This is a genomic window from Burkholderia sp. ZZQ-2 (assembly GCF_050768715.1).
GTDB classification, from domain to species: Bacteria; Pseudomonadota; Gammaproteobacteria; order Burkholderiales; family Burkholderiaceae; genus Burkholderia; species Burkholderia cepacia.
Map to the genome: position 1 here is coordinate 18,260 of NZ_LDVA01000036.1, position 16,625 is coordinate 34,884.

Sequence of the window (16,625 nt, forward strand, 5' to 3'; positions counted from 1 at the left end):
ATATTACGAAGAAATAAATCAGCAATAATTCATAGGTGAACTCGCCAATCACTCGAAAAAACCGCTGTCAAGCATCGTGTGCGCGGCACGCCGGCGCGCGCGGCCGCAGCGGCCCGTCGGGCCGGCCACGCACGGGCCGGCCCGACGGTCATCGGTCACGGGGAAAAAACGGGGACGAACGCGGCGGACGCGCGGCGTCAGGACGGCAGCCGGCGGGCCGCCAGATATGCGAGCTGCGCGCGGTTCTGCACGTTGAAGAGTTTTTCGAGCGAGCGGATATGGTGGCCGACCTTGTGCAGCGATGTACGCAGCGCACTCGCGATCTCCTGGTCGGACAGACCGTGCACGAGGCGGTCGAGCACCTGTAGTTGCTCGTCGCCGAGCGCGAAGCCGCGCATGCGCGCGATGCGTGCCTCGAGGAACGGCAGCGCGACACGATGCACCGCGAGGCTGACCGACAGCGCGCCGCCGATCACGCGATCGTCGATCCATTCGGTGCCGTGCGTCTCCGACGTCACGTTCACCGCGACACGCAGGTCGAGGCGCGGCGCCGACAGGCCGAACAGCACGCCGCTGTTCATCGCGTGCGCACGCAGATGGCCGGCGAGCGCCAGCATCTTGCGGTCGCCGCTGCCCTGCGCGGCCGCCTCGATCTCGTCGAGCTGCCACGCGACCGGAAAGCCGCTCTGCCGCACCTGCGCGAACCGCGGGTCGCTCTCGTAGAGCATGCCCTCGAAAAACGGCTGCATGAACGTCGCGGGAGCGAGGTCGCGAAGCAGGTGCGCGCACAGGATGCGCCGCCCGATCATTTCGAAAGCGCCGTAACCGAGCGTACTGAAACCGATTTGCCGCAAGCGCGCATGGCACTGCGCGAAATCGACCAAAGCCGGGTCGGTTTTACCGAATTCGATTTGCGCGCCGGTAAAAACGTCGTGCCCGATTGCCTGATATTCATTCGAATAAGCCGCGGCCGTTGCGATATCGGCCTGCGAAAACCATTCGACGCGTGGTGCGCCGTCAGCGTATGTCATGAGGAGCCCGCCCTTTCCCAATATGTGAACCTGCGCCCCGTCACGATCTGGTCTTGTCTCGATGGATTTTCTGGTCTTCGTTATTTGCGTGCGAATAGGAATCTTCCGCCGCCATTAGTATTACGGCATATTACGCGTACACAAGCGTTTTTGTACAATGCCCCCGCGCTGCGTCATGGATGACGATCCGCGCATATCACACCGATGCTCGATCGCACCGCCGCGACGGCCGTACACGATACGGCCGCCGTCAGGCGAGATGCGTCGATTCCGAGGGATGGCACATGTCCGACATTGCATTGCATGAAGAAGCGGTCGCCTCAACCTTTCCCCGCCCGTCGCACGGGCCCAGCGCGTGCCCCGACGCGCTGCGGGAGCGCCCCGTACAGGTCGTCTGGTGCGACGACGTGAAACGCGGCGACGTCACGCAGCCGCACGCGCCGAAACTCGGCGTGGCCGATACGCTCGCGCACGCGCAGAGCACGGCCGAGCGCAGCCGGATCGTCGCAAGCCTGCTGCACCTGACGGGTTTCTCGACGTTCGCGTACTTCGCGCTCGAATTCGCGCACGAGCGGGTCGAAAGTCTCTACCTGCACGAAGCATTCACGCCGTCCACCTACCGCGGCGACTACGTGCGCCACCAACATCACGACGTCGATCCGCGCACGCTCGGCGCACGCGTGTGCAACATGCCGATCGTGTGGGATCTGCAGCAGCTGCGCCGCGAACACCGCGAGCGCGACGCCGGCCCGCGCGCGACGCCGGCCGCGCTCGACGGCTTCCTGCAGACGATGCAGGACGACGGGATGTGCAGCGGCATCATGTATTCGATGGCCGTGCCCGGCACGCGGCTGCATGCGTTCATGAGCTTCACCGCGCCGCGCCGCACGCGCGAATGGATCACGCCGGCGACGATCGAGCAGGCGCTGTCGATCGGGCTGTCGGTGCACAAGTTCGCGTCGCCGCAGCTGATCTCGACATCGCGCGAGCGCGCGGTGAACGGGCTCACGCCGTTCGAGCAGGAACTGCTGATCGGCATCGCCGAAGGCGCATCCGACAAGGAGATCGGCCGGCGTCTCGACACCAGCGCGCACAACGTCGACTATCACCTGCGCAAGCTGCGCAAGCGCTTCGGCGTCGCGAACCGGATCCAGCTCACGTACCTGACGTCGAAGCTCGAATTGATCTGACCATCGCGCGGCGCGTGCGACGTGCCGCAAGCAAGCGCGTAAACGCACATGCCGGCCACGGAGGCCGGCATGTGCGGGCTGCGGCCCGGCGCCGCTTCCTGGAATACGGCCTGCGTTACTTCAGCAGCGTCATCTGCACCACCTTGACGATCACGAGACCGACCGCGATCACGAGATAGCCGCGCAGCACGGCCATCCAGATTCGCGTCGCCAGCGTCATGTTCTGCGGCTCGAGCGTATCGAGCGGCGGCATGCGCCACGTGTCGCGCAACGTGCGATCGATCGCCGGTTCGATCACGCGCTTGTTGCGACGGATCAATACCGTCGCGATGTAGCCCGTGATCGCGAGCACGGTGCCGCCGACCAGCACGTCGACGATCGCTTCGCCGCTGATATCCGGATACAACACCGACGCAGTGAGGATGATCGACAGCAGCACGAGCACCCAGATCACCGCACCGGTGAACACGTTGAGCTTCGTCGAGTTGACCCACGGGCCGAGCACCTGGCGGTCGTTGCACAGCACCAGCAGGAACACCGTCGCGCTCGGCAGCAGCACGCCCGCGAGCGTCTGCACCGCTTCGGTCAGCAGGCCGAGCGGGCTGCCCGGAATCAGCACGAGCGTGGCCGCGGCCGCGACGATGCCGAAATACACGAGATAGAAACCCTTCGCATCGGACACGCCGCGGTGCAGCGAGTGGCGGATCTTGAACACGTCGCCGATTGCATAGGCCGTCGACAGCGACACGGCCGCCGCGCCGATGATGCACGCGTCGAGCAGCGCCACCGCGAACAGCGTTGCGCTCGTGCGGCCGGCATACTTCTCGAGGCCCGCGATGATGCCGCCCGCGTCGGCGAAGTTGCCGGCTTCCGGATGCCCGTTGAACAGCGCGGCGCTGAAACCGATCATGGCGACCGCACCGATCAGCACGAACGCGATGCCGATCCACAGGTCGGCCTTTTCATACTTCATGAAGCGCGGCGTGATGCGCTTGTCGATCACGTAGCTCTGCTGGAAGAACAGCTGCCACGGCGCGACGGTCGTGCCGACGATGCCGATCACGAGCAGCATCACGTCCGACAGCTTCGCGTGCGCGGGCCAGTTCGGCACGAAGAAATCGCGCGTCATCTGCGCGACGGGCGGATGGATCGACACGAGCACCGGCACGAGCAGCAGGCTCAGCACGCACAGCCCGATCGCGAACCGCTCGAATCGCCTGAAATCCCCGGTACTCACCGCGGCCATGGTCAGCGCCGCGGCCACGCACACGCCCGCGACCTTCGGTAGCCCGAAGAAATCCAGCACGAACGTGATGCCGATGAACTCGGTGACGATGGTGAGCGCATTGAGCAGGAACAGGTCGATCACGCTGAACGCGCCCCAGAACTTGCCGAAGCGCTCGAAGATCAGCCGTGCGTGGCCGACACCCGTCACCGCGCCGAGGCGCAGCACCATTTCCTGGTTCACGTACAGCACGGGCACGAGCAGCAGCAGCGTCCACAGCAGCGTCGTGCCGTAGTTCTGGCCGGCCTGCGTGTAGGTGCCGAATGCGCCGGCGTCGTTGTCGCCCACCATCACGATGAGGCCCGGGCCGATGATCGCGAGCAGCGTGCGCAGGCGCGCCCACCACGAGCCGCGCGTGCCGGTGTCGTGATGCGCGATCGTACCGAGCGCACCGCGGATGTCGCCAAGGTGGGCCTCGTCGAGCACGGCGGCGCGTTCGACGGCGATCGGTGGAGAAACGTTGGATGGCGTGGACATGATGTGTTCCGTACGGCTAATGGTTATCTGGTGAGCGTGCGACCTTGGGATGCGCGCGGGGCGACCGCCCGATGGCGGCCGCGCGTGCGCATGCCGAGGCGCGCTCGGCGCTTCTTTCAGCGGATCAGCGATTTCAGCCGGTTCAACAGGCGGGAGAACACCCGCGGACGGGCGTCGAGCATCAGCATCGCGTCGTAGTGGTTGCGCGATTCCGTGACGTGCGGGAGATTCGACAGCAGAAGGCCGAAGTTCATGGTCTGGCTCCGTGCGGCGACGGCGAGCGTGCCGGCCGCGTGGTGGGCGCGGGGCCAGTCCGGCGCCTGAACGGCGTGTCAGGCTAGTCGGCCGGATTGTCCCTGCGACCCGGGTTCAAAAGGGTCTGTGCGTGCAACGGGCATAAGGGACAACTGTCACTGTCGTTCATGGCGGCTCCTGTGCGGTGTTCCGGAGAACACGGTTGACCGCCGTCAGACGTGCGGGCCGGCATTCGCGCGCCGGGGAAAGGCGTGCGCGAACGCGGCCGCCTGCCGGGCGGCGGTGAAACCGGGCGGCGCATGCGAAAACGCATCACGCTAACCGGCGCGAATCAGGGTGCACGTAGGAATTTGCTGCGGAATACTGCTGCGCGCACCGTTTGCCCGGGGGACAAACGGCGGCTTCGATGAGGCGCGGACGTCGGTCGCTCAGGCGGAAATTTCGTTCGAAGATCGACTACTGCAGGCGTCCAAGGCGGCGGCCCCAAGAGTGAAGATGCCGGATTCTATGGACGGCCCGAAAGTGAAGTCAACCCCGCCAAACCCCATTTCCCGAAATAAATTTCCGCCTTCGCGGCACTGAAAGAATTGCCCTTGAAACGACGTGCCGAAACCTTTCAGCGCGTCACGTCGCGGTCACCATCCGATGTGTGCGAACAACGGCGCGGCACCGGGCCGTCGCCTCGTCGTGGCGGCCTCGCACCCTCGCGCTCCACGGCGATGCATCCGCTACACACGGCGCCTTTCATGCGTTTTTTACTTGCACTGCAGCAAACGACGCGAATACAATCCGCCGCAATTCATCACCGGAGTCCCTCCGTGGACACATGCTCTAGTTGCAGTTCGACGCCGGTCCAGGCCGGCCACGCCATCGCGAGATAGCAGCCAGACGCATGTCTTACGCCGCTAGCTCGCATTCGTCGGGTTAGCGCGCTTCCTTCCGGGCCGGCCATCGCCGGTTCGTCCGTTGCACGCTCCGTTACGTTCCACCCTCCGATCGCAGGCCGCGTCACGCGCCCGCGCTCGATCACGTCGTCCGGCCTTCGCCGGACCGGACGGAGGCAGCGTCATGTTTCTTCAATCGCTCGCGGTCAGGCTCAAGCGCATCGTGCATGTCGCACGCGACCGCTCGTTCGTTTCCGGCCTCTCGCCACTTGCCCATGCGCTCGGCAACTGGCGCAGCTCGGCGCTCGCCCACGTGCCGGCAGCGCCCCGCCCGCTCGACTGCCTGCTGTTCGCCGTGATGGCGGCCGCGGTCGCGCTCGTCGCGCTGCTGTGCTCGGCCGCGCCGCGCCTCGGCTTCGCGCAGGTGTGGCGTATCGGCGGCTGGCTGCCGTAAGCCCCGCCCCGCGCGGCGGTGGCATGTGCCATGTACCGCCGCGTCAAGCTCTCCGCACCACGTTTTCGTTTCTTCAGCCAAACTAATCAAACCACCGACGGAACCCACATGAAGAACTACCTCGAACCCGTCCCGCGCTCGTTCCGCCTCAATGCGCTCGCCGCGCTGCTGCTGTCGCTCGCCGCCGCGCCCGCGTTCGCGCAATCGTCGCCGCCGGCCGCGGCCGAACCGGCGGCCGGCGCCAGTGACGCCGCCGTTCCCGCACAACAGGCCGCCGATGCTGCCGCGCCCGCGCCCACCAGCTTCGGGGAGCGCTCGAACCTGCTCGGCAACATGGGCGGCCTGCGCGACGTGCTGGGCGATCACGGCATCACGCTGAACCTGCAGGAGACCAGCGAGTACCTGTACAACACGTCGGGCGGCACGGGTCGCGGCGGCGCCTACCAGGGGCTCACGCAATTCGGCTTCGACGTCGACACCGGCAAGGCGGTCGGCCTGCCGGGCGGCACGTTCAACGTGTCGGCGCTGCAGATTCACGGCACCAACCTCACGCAGCGCTATCTGCAGACGCTGCAGACCGCGACCGGCATCGAGGCGAATTCGACCACGCGCCTGTGGGAGCTCTGGTACCAGCAGTCGCTGCTCGACGACAAGGTCGACGTGAAGGTCGGCCAGCAGAGCGTCGACCAGGAATTCATGGTGAGCCAGAACGCGGCGGCCTTCATGAACGCCACGTTCGGCTGGCCCGTGCTGCCGTCGACCGATCTGCCGGCCGGCGGCCCCGCGTATCCGATGTCGTCGCTCGGCGTGCGGCTGCGCGTGAAGCCCGCCGATGCGTGGACCGCGATGGTCGGCGTGTTCGACGGCAACCCGGCCGGCCGCACCGACGGCGATGCGCAGGTGCTGAACGCGCACGGCACCAACTTCAACCTGCGCAGCGGCGCGTTCGTGATCGGCGAAGTGCAGTATGCGCTGAACGCGCCGCCCGCCGATCCGAAGGCGCCGCAGCCGGCCGGCCTGCCGGGCACGTACAAGCTCGGCTTCTGGTATCAGTCGCAGCATGCGAACGATCCGCGCTACGGCACCGACGGCCTGTCGCTCGCGAATCCGGCGAGCAACGGCATGCCGGCCACGCATCGCGGCAACTACAGTTTCTATGCGGTCGCGGACCAGATGGTGTGGCGGCCGTCGGCGGACAGCCCGCGCTCGGTGGGCGTGTTCGTGCGCGTGATGGGCGCGCCGGGCGACCGCAATACCGTCGATTTCGCCGCCAATGCAGGCGTGACGTTGAAGGCGCCGTTCAAGGGACGCGACAACGACGTCGCGGGTCTCGCGGTCGGCTACACGAAGATCGGCTCGCATGCGCGCGGCCTCGACGGCGACACCGGCGCGTACACGACACCCGGCTATCCGGTACGCCGCGCGGAGACGGTCGTCGAGGCGACCTACCAGTACCAGGTCACGCCGTGGTGGCAATTGCAGGCCGACCTGCAGCACTTCTTCCGTCCGGGCGGCGGCATCCCGAACCCGAACGCGGCCGGTGCGCGCATCGGGGACGAAACGGTGGTCGGCGTGCGCACGACGATCGTGTTCTGACGCACGCCGGATGCAGACACGGGCCGGACGGCCGCTCACGCGACAGTCCGGCCCGTGCGTTCTCTCGCGGAGCAAGCGCGCGGCCCGTGCCGCGCGTCACTCGCCGTACAGCCCGAGCAGTTTCAGCGTGACGCCGTTGGTCCAGCCGAAGCCGTCCTGCAGCGGATATTCGCCGCCCCCGCCGCCGCCCGTGCCGGCACCTTCGACCACGTACTTCTCGACGAGCTTGCCTTCGGTCGCATACACGTGCTTCACGTCGGACAGGAAACGCGTGCCGATGTCCTTCGCGAGCGCCGGTTCGCCGTAGCGCCGCAGCCCGTCGATCGCGATCCACTGCAACGGCGCCCAGCCGTTCGGCGCGTCCCACTGCTGCCCCGTGTTCTCGGTGGTCGTCGCGAGGCCGCCCGGCTGCAGCAGCGTCTTGCGCACTTCCCGCGCGGTCGCCTTCGCGCGCTCGGGCCACGCAACGCCCGCGAACAACGGATACAGCGCGGCGGCCGTCACGGCGTCGCGCGGCTTGCGCAACTGCCAGTCGTAGTCGCCGTAGTAGCCGCGACGGTTCCACAGATAGCGGTTGATCGCGGCCGCACGCCGCGCCGCGCGCCCGGAAAAATCGGTCACGCAGGCCACGTCGCGCGTGAGCGCGCAGCCCTTCACGATCGTCGTCTCGAGATGGAACATCAGGCTGTTCAGGTCGACCGGCACGATCGACGTCGTGCGGATCGTCGCGAGCGTCTTGCCGTCGCCGAACCAGCGCGAGCTGTAGTCCCAGCCGCTTTCGGCGCCCGCGCGCAGGTCGCGGTACACCTCGTTCGCCGGACGCCCCGGCGCCGACTTCGCGGTCGTCACGTCCTCGAGATACGACTCGTCGCGCGGCGTATCGCTCGCATCCCAGTAGCGGTTCAGCACCGCGCCGTCGGGCATCGCGACCACATTGCGGGCGGCCTGCCCGCGCGGCGTCGTGGTTTCGCCCTGCATCCAGTACGCGTACTCCTTGCGCAGTTCCGGCAGATATTTCTGGTAGACCTTGTCGCCTTCGGCCTGTGCGGCAAGCGTGACCATATAGGCGAAGAACGGCGGCTGCGAGCGGCTCGCATAGTACGTGCGGTTGCCGTTCGGGATGTGCCCGATCGTGTCGATCAGATGGGCGAAGTTGTCGAGCATGTCGTCGACGAGATCCTCGCGGCCCGACACCTGCAGCCCGAGCATCGTGAAATAGGTATCCCAGTAGTAGCCTTCGCGGAAGCGGCCGCCCGGCACGACATACGGCTTCGGCAGCGGAATCAGCGAACTGTAGGGCGGCACCGTCGTGCTCGTGCGCGTGAGCTGCGGCCACAGCCAGTCGATGTGCTGGCGCAGCGTCTGGTTCGGCGGCGGCGTGACGCCGCCTTCCGGGGGCGGCGTGAAATGCTGGCCGACGAACGCCTTCAGCGAGAAGCCCGGCTGCGATTTCTGTTGCTGATACAACTGCACGATCGTCGCGGGATCGCTGTCGGGCGTCGCGTCGACGAAGGTCTTCTGGTCGGGATAGATCTGCGCGGTCTGCACCGCGACGAACAGGTCGCCGTAGAGCTGGCTCGGCGGCGGCAGCAGCGTGCCCGACGCGGGGCCGGCAACCGCGGCCGTCACGGGCGCCGCCGACTGATCGACCGCCTGCGCGGCGGCCCGGTTCGCGTTGTCGGCCTGCGCAGCGCAGCCGGCAACGGCGAGATACGCGACGGCCAGCGCGGCGGCCCAGCGAAGACGCGGCGCGGGGCGCCCGAGCGGCGGTGAGCGACGGAGCGGAAAGCGGGTTGAGACGCGGGTTGGGATGCGCGTTGAGATGCGAGATGCAATCGATGCGGCACGACGTGACGTCATGACGTGTCCCCTCCTTTCGATGGTGAGCGGGTCGGCACGAGGTCTCGTTCGCGCGCGCGCTCGTCTCGATGGCCCTCGATCGATGCGCGTCGTTTTGTGTTGCGAGTGGGCCTGACTGTCGCACGAAACGTGCACATCAAGCAAGTTTCGATTCGCGCGGCTCGCGCAGGCATGCTCGGCGTTTGCGCAGTCGTTCTTTCCGCGCCGCCCGCGAAAAGAACGACTGTTGCAATATGCGGAACATCTGTTGTCATACGTGACTCAATGGTCACATTGTGGGCATAATGGCGTCTTTACCGCGCGCCCAGCCCATGTCGCCCGTCTTTCTAGCACCGCTCATCGTTGCCTGTGCGTTGTTCATGGAAAGCGTCGACGCGAACATCATCGTCACCGCCCTGCCCGCGATGGCGAGGGACTTCGGGCACAACCCCGTCACGTTGAACATTGCGATCACGGCCTACGTGGTCGGGCTCGGCGTGTTCATTCCGATCTGCGGCTGGCTGGCCGACCGCTTCAGCGCGCGCTCCGTGTTCCGCACCGCGATCGGCATCTTCGTCGTCGGCTCGCTGATGTGCGCGGCATCCAATTCCCTCGGCGTGCTCACGTTCGCGCGCTTCATCCAGGGCGTCGGCGGCGCGATGATGGTGCCCGTCGGCCGCATCATCATTTTCCGCGCAGTGCCGCGCTCCGATCTCGTGCGCGCGATGAACTACCTCGCGATTCCCGCGCTGTTCGGGCCCACGGTCGGGCCGCTCGTCGGCGGCTTCATCACGACCTACCTGCACTGGCGGATGATCTTCTTCATCAACGTGCCGATCGGCATCTACGGGATCTACCTCGCGAGCAAGCACATCGCGAACACGCACGAGCCCGACCCGGGCCCGCTCGACTGGTTCGGATTCCTGCTGTCGGCCAGCGGCGCCGCACTGCTGCTGATGGGCCTCACGCTGATCGACGGTGCGCTCACGTCACGCTCGAACGCCCTCGCCATGTGCGTGACCGGCACCGTCCTGCTCGCGCTCTACGTGCCGTACGCGCGCCGCAAGGAACGCCCGGTGCTCGACCTCAGCTTCCTCAAGATCCCGACGTATCACGCGAGCGTCGTCGGCGGGTCGCTGTTCCGCATCGGCCTCGGCGCGGTGCCGTTCCTGCTGCCGCTCGCGCTGCAGGAAGGGCTCGGCATGAGCGCGTTCCATTCGGGGCTCATCACGTGCGCGTCCGCGTTCGGCGGCGCGATGAGCCGCTCGACGGCCACCCATACGCTGCGCCGCTTCGGCTTCCGCACGGTACTGATCTACAACGCGGCATTCGCGGGGCTCGCGATCGCCGCGTACGGCGTGTTCCATCCCGGCATGGCGACCTGGGCGATCTGGCTGATCGTGCTCGTCGGCGGCATCTTCCCCGCGCTGCAGTTCACGAGCCTGAACTCGATGATCTATGCGGACATCTCGCCGCGCGACGCGGGCCGCGCGACCAGCCTCGGCAGCGTCGTGCAGCAGATGTCGCTCGGTCTCGGCGTGACGGTGGCCGGCCTCGTGCTGCACGTTTCGCACTGGCTGCAGGGTCATCAGAAGATGGTGTGGTCGGATTTCTGGCCCGCGTTCGTCGTGGTCGGGCTGTGTTCGTTCGCATCGATTCCGATCACGCGGCGGCTGCCGCCCGGCGCTGGCGACGAAGTCGCGCGCGGCAAGCGCCAGTAGCAATCGGTCGGACGAGCGGAAATGGCGACAGGGCAGAACGGGCAGCAGGGAAAACCGCCCGCGAAGCAAACCGGAAAAAACAAAAAAATCAGCGGACATCCACACGGGGCCGGTGCACAGCCGCATGGATGTCCGCTCAGGGCTCCGGGTCTCCCGATGGGGGTTGAGAATCCCGGATTCGCTTCCTGCGTGCCATGGACATATGTGCGTCGGAAGCGGAATCGTTGCGCGCACATTTCGTCGCGCCATGGACTGCACTATAGGGAAACTTGCGAAACGTATCTGTCAACCATTGTCAGACACGTTGCATCGGCACGTCGCACGCGCGCGCCGCTTTCGCGCTAAAGTGGTTCCCGACCATCACTCCCGGCCGCCCCTCCGATGCTTACGCTCTCGCCCGCCGCCGCCCGCGCCCTGCATCTCGCCGCGCAGGGCCTGCTGACACCGCCCCGCCGCAAGGCGACCAAAGCCGACGTGCTCGACACGATCCGCCGGATGGCGCAGCTGCAGATCGATACCATCCACGTCGTCGCGCGCAGCCCGTATCTCGTGCTGTTCAGCCGTCTCGGCGATTTCTCGCCGCAGTGGCTCGACGAGCATCTCGCCGAGGCGCGCCTGTTCGAATACTGGTCGCACGAAGCGTGCTTCCTGCCGGTCGAGCAGTTCGGCCTGATGCGCTACAAGATGCTCGATCCGTCGGGGATGGGCTGGAAATATGCGGCCGAATGGCATGAACAGAATCGTCCCGAGATCGAGCGGCTGCTCGTGCGGATTCGCGAAGAAGGCCCGGTGAAGTCGGCGGATTTCGTCCGCGAGGATGGCGTGAAGGGCAACGGCTGGTGGGATCGCAAGCCCGAGAAGCGCCACCTGGAAGTGCTGTTCACGACGGGCGACCTGATGGTGTCGGAACGCCGCAATTTCCAGCGCGTGTACGACGTGCGCGAGCGCGTGCTGCCCGGCTGGGACGACACGCGCGACCTGCCGCCGCGCGAAGCCGTGCTGCCCGCGCTGCTCGACTACACGTGCCGTGCACTCGGCGTCGTGCGCGCGGACTGGGTGGCCGACTACTATCGGCTGCCGCGCCGCTCGTACCGCGCGGAGCTCGAGCAGCTCGCCGACGCGGGCGACCTGATCCCGGTGGCGATCGACGACTGGAAGGAGCCGGCCTACGTGCATCGCTCGCTCGAAGCGTTGCTGCCGGCCGCCGAGGCCGACACGCTGCGCTCGACGGTCACGACGCTGCTGTCGCCGTTCGACCCGGTCGTATGGGACCGGCGGCGTGCATCGACGCTATTCGGTTTCGATTACACGATCGAATGCTATACGCCCGAGCACAAGCGGCGTTATGGCTATTTCTGCCTGCCGGTGCTGCATCGCGGCCGGCTGGTCGGGCGCGTCGACGCGAAGGCGCATCGCACGCTCCGCACGTTCGAACTGAAGGCCGTGCATGTCGAGCCGGGCGTGCGGTTCGGCACGGGGCTCGCCGCCGACGTCGCGAAGGCGGTGAAGAAACTCGCGGCATGGCACGGCACGCCGGAAGTCACGACCCGGCACGCACCGCCGGAACTGGTGAAGGCGCTGGCCGGCGACTGATACCCGCACATTCGGCTCGCGCAGCCGGCCCGCAAGGCCGGCTTACGCGGCCGGCCGAGGATCAGTCGCGCAGCTTGCGGAAACGCGGCGTGCCGTCTTCGAGGTTCCCGTTGAACATCGCTTCCGGCCGCACCCACAACCCGCGCGCATGCGGCCACAGGTGTTCGTACACGACCACCGATTCCTCGGTTTCGGAATGGCGGGCAACGCCGATGTAGCGATACAGCCCGCCCTTGTAGTGGCGATGCGTCGCGAGCTGTTCGGCTTCCTGTTCGGTCATGATCGGTTTCTCTTCGGCAAAAACGGAAAGCGCGTATTGTATGCGCTGCGCCGCGCGTCAGCGTTTCGCGTAGATGTCCGGGCGGCGGATCTCCATCACCCGCTCGGGGTTCGCGCACGGCCCGAAGCCGACCGGCCGATACAGCTCGTGCGCATCGGACGTCACGAGCATGATGCGGCGCAGGCCCTGCACCATCTCCTGCGCGAACACGTGGTCGATCAGCGCGCGGCCGTAGCCGTTGCCGCGTTCGGCCGGCAACACGAACACGTCGCACAGGTACGCGAACGTCGCGTGATCGGTCACGAGGCGCGCGAAGCCGACGAGCCGGTCGCCGATATACGCGCCGAAGCACAGGGAACCCTCGATCGCCTTCTCCACCACGTCGCGCGGAATACCCTGCGACCAGTACGCGTCGCGATGCAGGAAGTCGAAGATCGCGTCGACGTCGAGTTCGTGTTTGTCGGTGGAAAATCTCAGCGTGGCGGGGGTGGCAGCAGGCACGTCGGTCTCCGGTCGGGGTGGTGGAAAGCGAAGCGTCGACGATACCGCGCAGCGCGGCGAGGGACAAGGGACAGCACCGATCATCCGGACGACGCGAAGAAGCTGCTCGACCCTCCCGTTTCGCCGCGGGCGCAACCAACCGTGCGGGCGACGGGCTCCGATTCGGTGACAATGTCGTCTGCCCGATAACCCGCCACGCTGCTTCATGCCCTACCGCCTCATCGCATTCGACTTCGACGGCACGCTCGCCGATTCGCTCGACAGCTTTCTCGCAGCGCTGTCGGAAGCGTCGCGCATGCACGGCTTTCGCGACGCCACGCCCGAGCTGCGCCCGGCGCTGCGCGGGATGTCGGCGCGCGACATCATTCGCGCGCTCGACGTGCCGATGTGGAAAGTGCCGCGCGTGACGATCGACATGCGTCGCCTGATGCGGCCGCGCGTCGCGCAAGTGGCGTTGTTCCCCGGCGTCGGCGAAACGTTCGACGCGCTCGCCGCGCGCGGCATCCGCATCGCGATCGCCACGTCGAACACCGAGGAGATCGTGCGCGACCGGCTCGGCCCGCACGCCAGCAGCCGCGTCGAACATTTCGCGTGCGGCATTCCGCTGTTCGGCAAGGCACGTCGCCTGCGCGCACTCGTTCACGAAGCCGGCCTGCGCAACGACGAAGTGCTGTACGTGGGCGATGAAATCCGCGACGCCGACGCGGCACGACGCGCGCGCATCGCATTCCAGGGGGTCGCGTGGGGCTACACCGCGCCGGACGCGTTGCAGGCACATTGCGCGACGCCGTTGCTGCCGCGTCTCGACGCATTGCTCGACCGCGTGTGACGCGTTCGCGCGCATCGCGAGCCGGCCAGCGTCGACGCTCGACGCGCACGTCACCGCGGCGTGACGATGACTGCCAGATGACACCCACATGCATCCCGCACGCCGCATGCGCGCAAAAATTGCCGCCGCCACGCACGCGACAGGTACGCAATACCTGCCGACACGAATGCTCATCGATTCGTCTTACCAACCGTTACACAAACCACAGCGCGGTTGCACCTGCTACCGGATCGCCCTCCTAGAATCAGTCGGGCCGGGAAACACTTCGACCGGCGCCGCGGCAGAGCGGCGGTCGAATCCGGCCCGGGCGCGCCCGGTCTCTCGCACAGCGACGGATCACCCGATCCGTTTTTCAACCAGAGCCCCGATTGAAAGGAGGTCCCATGAACCGCTTTCCCCACGTCTCGCGCCTTGCTTTGTCTGCCGCTGGCCTGCTTCTCGTCGCCGTGACGGCGACCGCGCAAACCGCACAACCGGCACCGGCTGTACCGGCCGCACCGGCCGCCGCTGCGACGCGCATCCACGAAGCCGACCAGGCATTCATCACGGACGGCACGAAAACGGTGTCGACGCAGCACGACGCGGCGCGCATCGCCGATTCGCGCACGTCGGACAGCCAGGTCAAGGCGTTCGCGCAACGCGTGTCGGCCGACGATGAAAAGATCATCCAGGCGATGCGCGCAGCCAGCCCGCGCGGCGTCGACGTACCCGCCAACGACCCCGACACGGCCGTGCTGAACAGCATCAAGACCCTGCGCGGCGCCGAGTTCGACAAGGCGTACATCGAGCAGGTCGCGCTCGCCGGCCAGCAGAAGGCCATCTCGGCCTTCCAGGCCGAAATCGCATCGGGCCGCGACACGAAGCTGAAGGAAGTCGCACGCCAGTCGCTGCCGATCCTGCAGAAGCATTACGCCGACGCGCAGAAGCTCGCGGAGCGCCACCACCTCGCATCGGCGCAGTAACGCGCCGCCGCGCCGCGCGTCGTGCGCGGCGCACGGCTTCTTCCCCTGCCGTCGCGTCGCCTCCCCTCCGGCGACGCGACGCCCACCAGGCGTCATACGCGACAGGTTATGTCGCGAGCTTCGCCATCAACCGAGCCCTCACCTCCGGCCATTCGTCGTCGATGATGCTGAAGCGCACCGAATTACGCTTGCGGCCATCCGGCATGATCCGTTCGTGCCGCACGATGCCTTCCTGCTTCGCACCGAGCCGCAGGATCGCCGCGCGCGATTTCTCGTTCAGCTCGTCGGTCGTGAACTGCACGCGCACGCATTGCAGCACGTCGAACGCATAACCCAGCAGCAACCATTTCGCTTCGGTGTTCGCACGCGTGCGCTGCGCCGATTCGCTCAGCCACGTATGGCCGATCTCGAGCTTGCGGTTCTTGCGATCGATCTTCCAGAAACGCGTGCTGCCGATCGCACGGCCCGACGCGCGATCGACGATCGTGAACGGCATCACCGTGCCGGCCGAATGCCCCTGCAATGCCGTGTCGATGTAGGCGTCGATCGTGTCCGGGCCCGGCACGACCGTGACCTTCAGGTTCCACAACCGGCCGTCCGCGGCAGCGTCCAGCAGCGCCTGCCGATCGGATCGCTCGAGCGGCCGCAGTTCGACGCGTTCGCCGGTGAGAATCGGTTGTTCGAGGGAAGCGGAAGCATCGGTCATGAGCGGTTCCGGAAAAGACAAAAAACGGCGATGGCGGCGAAACGCCCAATCATACGGCCGCGTCAGCCGAGGACTGCGGCCAACCGGCGGCGGATCGCCTTCGCCTCGCCGCGCAGCGCATCGGTGAACGCGTCGACGAGCAGGCTTTTCGGCCGGTGCTCGGGCACGATCACGCTGACGCGATACGGAAACGACCGCGTGAGCGGCCGCACGTGCAGGTCGCGCCCGACGAAATCGAGCGCGGTCAGCGGATTGACGATCGCGACGCCGAGCCCCTGCCGCACGAACGCACACACCGACACGGCCGACGGCGTGTCGACGACCGAGCGCGGCGCCACGCCGAGCTGCGCAAACGCCTCGTCGATCAGGATGCGGTACGGATCGTTCAGCGACAGGCTCACGAACGGGCGATCGGCGAGATCCGGCAGATCGATCGCATCCTGCGCGAGCAGCGGATGGCCGTCGGGGAGCACGCATACTTCGTCGACTTCGAGCAACGGCGTAAGCACGGTGCCGGCCGGCGCGACGTCGTGCTCGGTCAGCCCGAGGTCGTAACGCTGCGCGGTCAGCCACTCTTCGAGCATCGGCGATTCCTGCGTTTCGACCGACAGGCTGACGCCCGCATGGGCGTCGCGAAACCGGCGCGCCGCGCCGGGGAGGATCGCGTGCGAGAACGCCGGCAGCGCGATCACCGACAGTTGACCGTCGCGAAACTCGCGCAGGCGCGCGGCCGTGGCCGCGACGCGTTCAAGCCCCACATACGCGAGCCGCACGTCGTCGAACAGCGTGAGCGCGGCCATCGTCGGCCGCAACCGGCCGTGCGCGCGCTCGAACAGCGCGAAGCCGACGACCTGCTCCATGCGCGCGAGCTCGCGGCTGATCGTCGGTTGCGACGTATAGAGCATCTCGGCCGCGCGCGTCGTGCTGCCGGTGACCATCAGCGCGCGAAAGACCTCGATATGGCGGTGCGTGAGCATGATCGTCTATATCAAATGTGAATCGAATTTTGATAAATAGGCATT

The 16,625-nt window shown here is 66.8% G+C and carries 15 protein-coding genes; 7 read left to right on the plus strand and 8 right to left on the minus strand.

Annotation, left to right across the window (positions count from 1 at the left end; all coding sequences use genetic code 11):
* Nucleotides 1–197: 197 nt before the first annotated feature.
* Complete coding sequence (locus tag ABY44_RS00970; protein ID WP_060173300.1) at nucleotides 198–1,031, minus strand: helix-turn-helix transcriptional regulator; 834 nt, start codon at nucleotides 1,029–1,031, stop codon at nucleotides 198–200.
* A gap of 284 nt (nucleotides 1,032–1,315) precedes the next feature.
* Between ABY44_RS00970 and ABY44_RS00975 the strand changes: the two genes are divergently transcribed.
* Nucleotides 1,316–2,221, plus strand: a complete 906-nt coding sequence (locus ABY44_RS00975; protein ID WP_060173301.1) for a helix-turn-helix transcriptional regulator — start codon at nucleotides 1,316–1,318, stop codon at nucleotides 2,219–2,221.
* Nucleotides 2,222–2,336: 115 nt separating this feature from the next.
* Here the strand turns inward: ABY44_RS00975 and ABY44_RS00980 are convergent, their stop codons facing one another.
* Nucleotides 2,337–3,983: an NRAMP family divalent metal transporter gene (locus ABY44_RS00980; RefSeq protein ID WP_060173302.1), complete on the minus strand. Its 1,647-nt coding sequence runs from the start codon at nucleotides 3,981–3,983 to the stop codon at nucleotides 2,337–2,339.
* A gap of 116 nt (nucleotides 3,984–4,099) precedes the next feature.
* Nucleotides 4,100–4,237, minus strand: coding sequence for a hypothetical protein (locus ABY44_RS00985; RefSeq protein WP_162923104.1), 138 nt, complete (start codon nucleotides 4,235–4,237; stop codon nucleotides 4,100–4,102).
* 1,069 nt (nucleotides 4,238–5,306) lie between these two features.
* Between ABY44_RS00985 and ABY44_RS00990 the strand changes: the two genes are divergently transcribed.
* Together ABY44_RS00990 and ABY44_RS00995 are read left to right on the plus strand one after the other, a co-directional pair.
* Nucleotides 5,307–5,576, plus strand: a complete 270-nt coding sequence (locus ABY44_RS00990; RefSeq protein ID WP_060173303.1) for a hypothetical protein — start codon at nucleotides 5,307–5,309, stop codon at nucleotides 5,574–5,576.
* 108 nt (nucleotides 5,577–5,684) lie between these two features.
* Complete coding sequence (locus ABY44_RS00995; RefSeq protein WP_060173304.1) at nucleotides 5,685–7,172, plus strand: carbohydrate porin; 1,488 nt, start codon at nucleotides 5,685–5,687, stop codon at nucleotides 7,170–7,172.
* A 96-nt stretch (nucleotides 7,173–7,268) separates the two neighbouring features.
* Here the strand turns inward: ABY44_RS00995 and treA are convergent, their stop codons facing one another.
* Complete coding sequence (gene treA, locus ABY44_RS01000; protein WP_060173305.1) at nucleotides 7,269–9,032, minus strand: alpha,alpha-trehalase TreA; 1,764 nt, start codon at nucleotides 9,030–9,032, stop codon at nucleotides 7,269–7,271.
* A 311-nt stretch (nucleotides 9,033–9,343) separates the two neighbouring features.
* On the opposite strand from treA, the gene ABY44_RS01005 reads away from it, so the two are divergent.
* Nucleotides 9,344–10,732 carry an MFS transporter gene (locus tag ABY44_RS01005; RefSeq protein ID WP_027789532.1) on the plus strand — a complete coding sequence of 463 codons (1,389 nt, stop codon included), beginning with the start codon at nucleotides 9,344–9,346 and terminating at the stop codon, nucleotides 10,730–10,732.
* A 381-nt stretch (nucleotides 10,733–11,113) separates the two neighbouring features.
* Nucleotides 11,114–12,325 carry a winged helix-turn-helix domain-containing protein gene (locus ABY44_RS01010; RefSeq protein WP_060173306.1) on the plus strand — a complete coding sequence of 404 codons (1,212 nt, stop codon included), beginning with the start codon at nucleotides 11,114–11,116 and terminating at the stop codon, nucleotides 12,323–12,325.
* Nucleotides 12,326–12,386: 61 nt separating this feature from the next.
* On the opposite strand, the gene ABY44_RS01015 is transcribed toward ABY44_RS01010, so the two are convergent.
* Together ABY44_RS01015 and ABY44_RS01020 are read right to left on the minus strand one after the other, a co-directional pair.
* Nucleotides 12,387–12,605: a DUF1653 domain-containing protein gene (locus tag ABY44_RS01015; protein WP_006480837.1), complete on the minus strand. Its 219-nt coding sequence runs from the start codon at nucleotides 12,603–12,605 to the stop codon at nucleotides 12,387–12,389.
* A 57-nt stretch (nucleotides 12,606–12,662) separates the two neighbouring features.
* Nucleotides 12,663–13,106: a GNAT family N-acetyltransferase gene (locus ABY44_RS01020; protein WP_059698627.1), complete on the minus strand. Its 444-nt coding sequence runs from the start codon at nucleotides 13,104–13,106 to the stop codon at nucleotides 12,663–12,665.
* A gap of 205 nt (nucleotides 13,107–13,311) precedes the next feature.
* Here ABY44_RS01020 and ABY44_RS01025 point away from each other — a divergent pair, with 205 nt between their 5' ends.
* Together ABY44_RS01025 and ABY44_RS01030 are read left to right on the plus strand one after the other, a co-directional pair.
* Nucleotides 13,312–13,935 carry an HAD hydrolase-like protein gene (locus tag ABY44_RS01025; RefSeq protein WP_059587015.1) on the plus strand — a complete coding sequence of 208 codons (624 nt, stop codon included), beginning with the start codon at nucleotides 13,312–13,314 and terminating at the stop codon, nucleotides 13,933–13,935.
* Nucleotides 13,936–14,318: 383 nt separating this feature from the next.
* Nucleotides 14,319–14,897 carry a DUF4142 domain-containing protein gene (locus tag ABY44_RS01030; protein ID WP_060173307.1) on the plus strand — a complete coding sequence of 193 codons (579 nt, stop codon included), beginning with the start codon at nucleotides 14,319–14,321 and terminating at the stop codon, nucleotides 14,895–14,897.
* A 106-nt stretch (nucleotides 14,898–15,003) separates the two neighbouring features.
* Here ABY44_RS01030 and ABY44_RS01035 read toward each other — a convergent pair whose 3' ends face one another.
* Nucleotides 15,004–15,603, minus strand: a complete 600-nt coding sequence (locus ABY44_RS01035) for a GNAT family N-acetyltransferase (protein ID WP_059698621.1) — start codon at nucleotides 15,601–15,603, stop codon at nucleotides 15,004–15,006.
* 62 nt (nucleotides 15,604–15,665) lie between these two features.
* Complete coding sequence (locus tag ABY44_RS01040; RefSeq protein ID WP_059698619.1) at nucleotides 15,666–16,580, minus strand: LysR family transcriptional regulator; 915 nt, start codon at nucleotides 16,578–16,580, stop codon at nucleotides 15,666–15,668.
* Nucleotides 16,581–16,625: the final 45 nt, after the last annotated feature.

Excerpts from the sequence above, each read along its gene's own strand:
- ABY44_RS00970 (WP_060173300.1), bottom strand. The coding sequence starts at position 1,031 with ATGACATACGCTGACGGCGCACCACGCGTCGAATGGTTTTCGCAGGCC.
- ABY44_RS00975 (WP_060173301.1), top strand. The coding sequence starts at position 1,316 with ATGTCCGACATTGCATTGCATGAAGAAGCGGTCGCCTCAACCTTTCCC.
- ABY44_RS00980 (WP_060173302.1), bottom strand. The coding sequence starts at position 3,983 with ATGTCCACGCCATCCAACGTTTCTCCACCGATCGCCGTCGAACGCGCC.
- ABY44_RS00985 (WP_162923104.1), bottom strand. The coding sequence starts at position 4,237 with ATGAACTTCGGCCTTCTGCTGTCGAATCTCCCGCACGTCACGGAATCG.
- ABY44_RS00990 (WP_060173303.1), top strand. The coding sequence starts at position 5,307 with ATGTTTCTTCAATCGCTCGCGGTCAGGCTCAAGCGCATCGTGCATGTC.
- ABY44_RS00995 (WP_060173304.1), top strand. The coding sequence starts at position 5,685 with ATGAAGAACTACCTCGAACCCGTCCCGCGCTCGTTCCGCCTCAATGCG.
- treA (WP_060173305.1), bottom strand. The coding sequence starts at position 9,032 with ATGACGTCACGTCGTGCCGCATCGATTGCATCTCGCATCTCAACGCGC.
- ABY44_RS01005 (WP_027789532.1), top strand. The coding sequence starts at position 9,344 with ATGTCGCCCGTCTTTCTAGCACCGCTCATCGTTGCCTGTGCGTTGTTC.
- ABY44_RS01010 (WP_060173306.1), top strand. The coding sequence starts at position 11,114 with ATGCTTACGCTCTCGCCCGCCGCCGCCCGCGCCCTGCATCTCGCCGCG.
- ABY44_RS01015 (WP_006480837.1), bottom strand. The coding sequence starts at position 12,605 with ATGACCGAACAGGAAGCCGAACAGCTCGCGACGCATCGCCACTACAAG.
- ABY44_RS01025 (WP_059587015.1), top strand. The coding sequence starts at position 13,312 with ATGCCCTACCGCCTCATCGCATTCGACTTCGACGGCACGCTCGCCGAT.
- ABY44_RS01030 (WP_060173307.1), top strand. The coding sequence starts at position 14,319 with ATGAACCGCTTTCCCCACGTCTCGCGCCTTGCTTTGTCTGCCGCTGGC.
- ABY44_RS01035 (WP_059698621.1), bottom strand. The coding sequence starts at position 15,603 with ATGACCGATGCTTCCGCTTCCCTCGAACAACCGATTCTCACCGGCGAA.
- ABY44_RS01040 (WP_059698619.1), bottom strand. The coding sequence starts at position 16,580 with ATGCTCACGCACCGCCATATCGAGGTCTTTCGCGCGCTGATGGTCACC.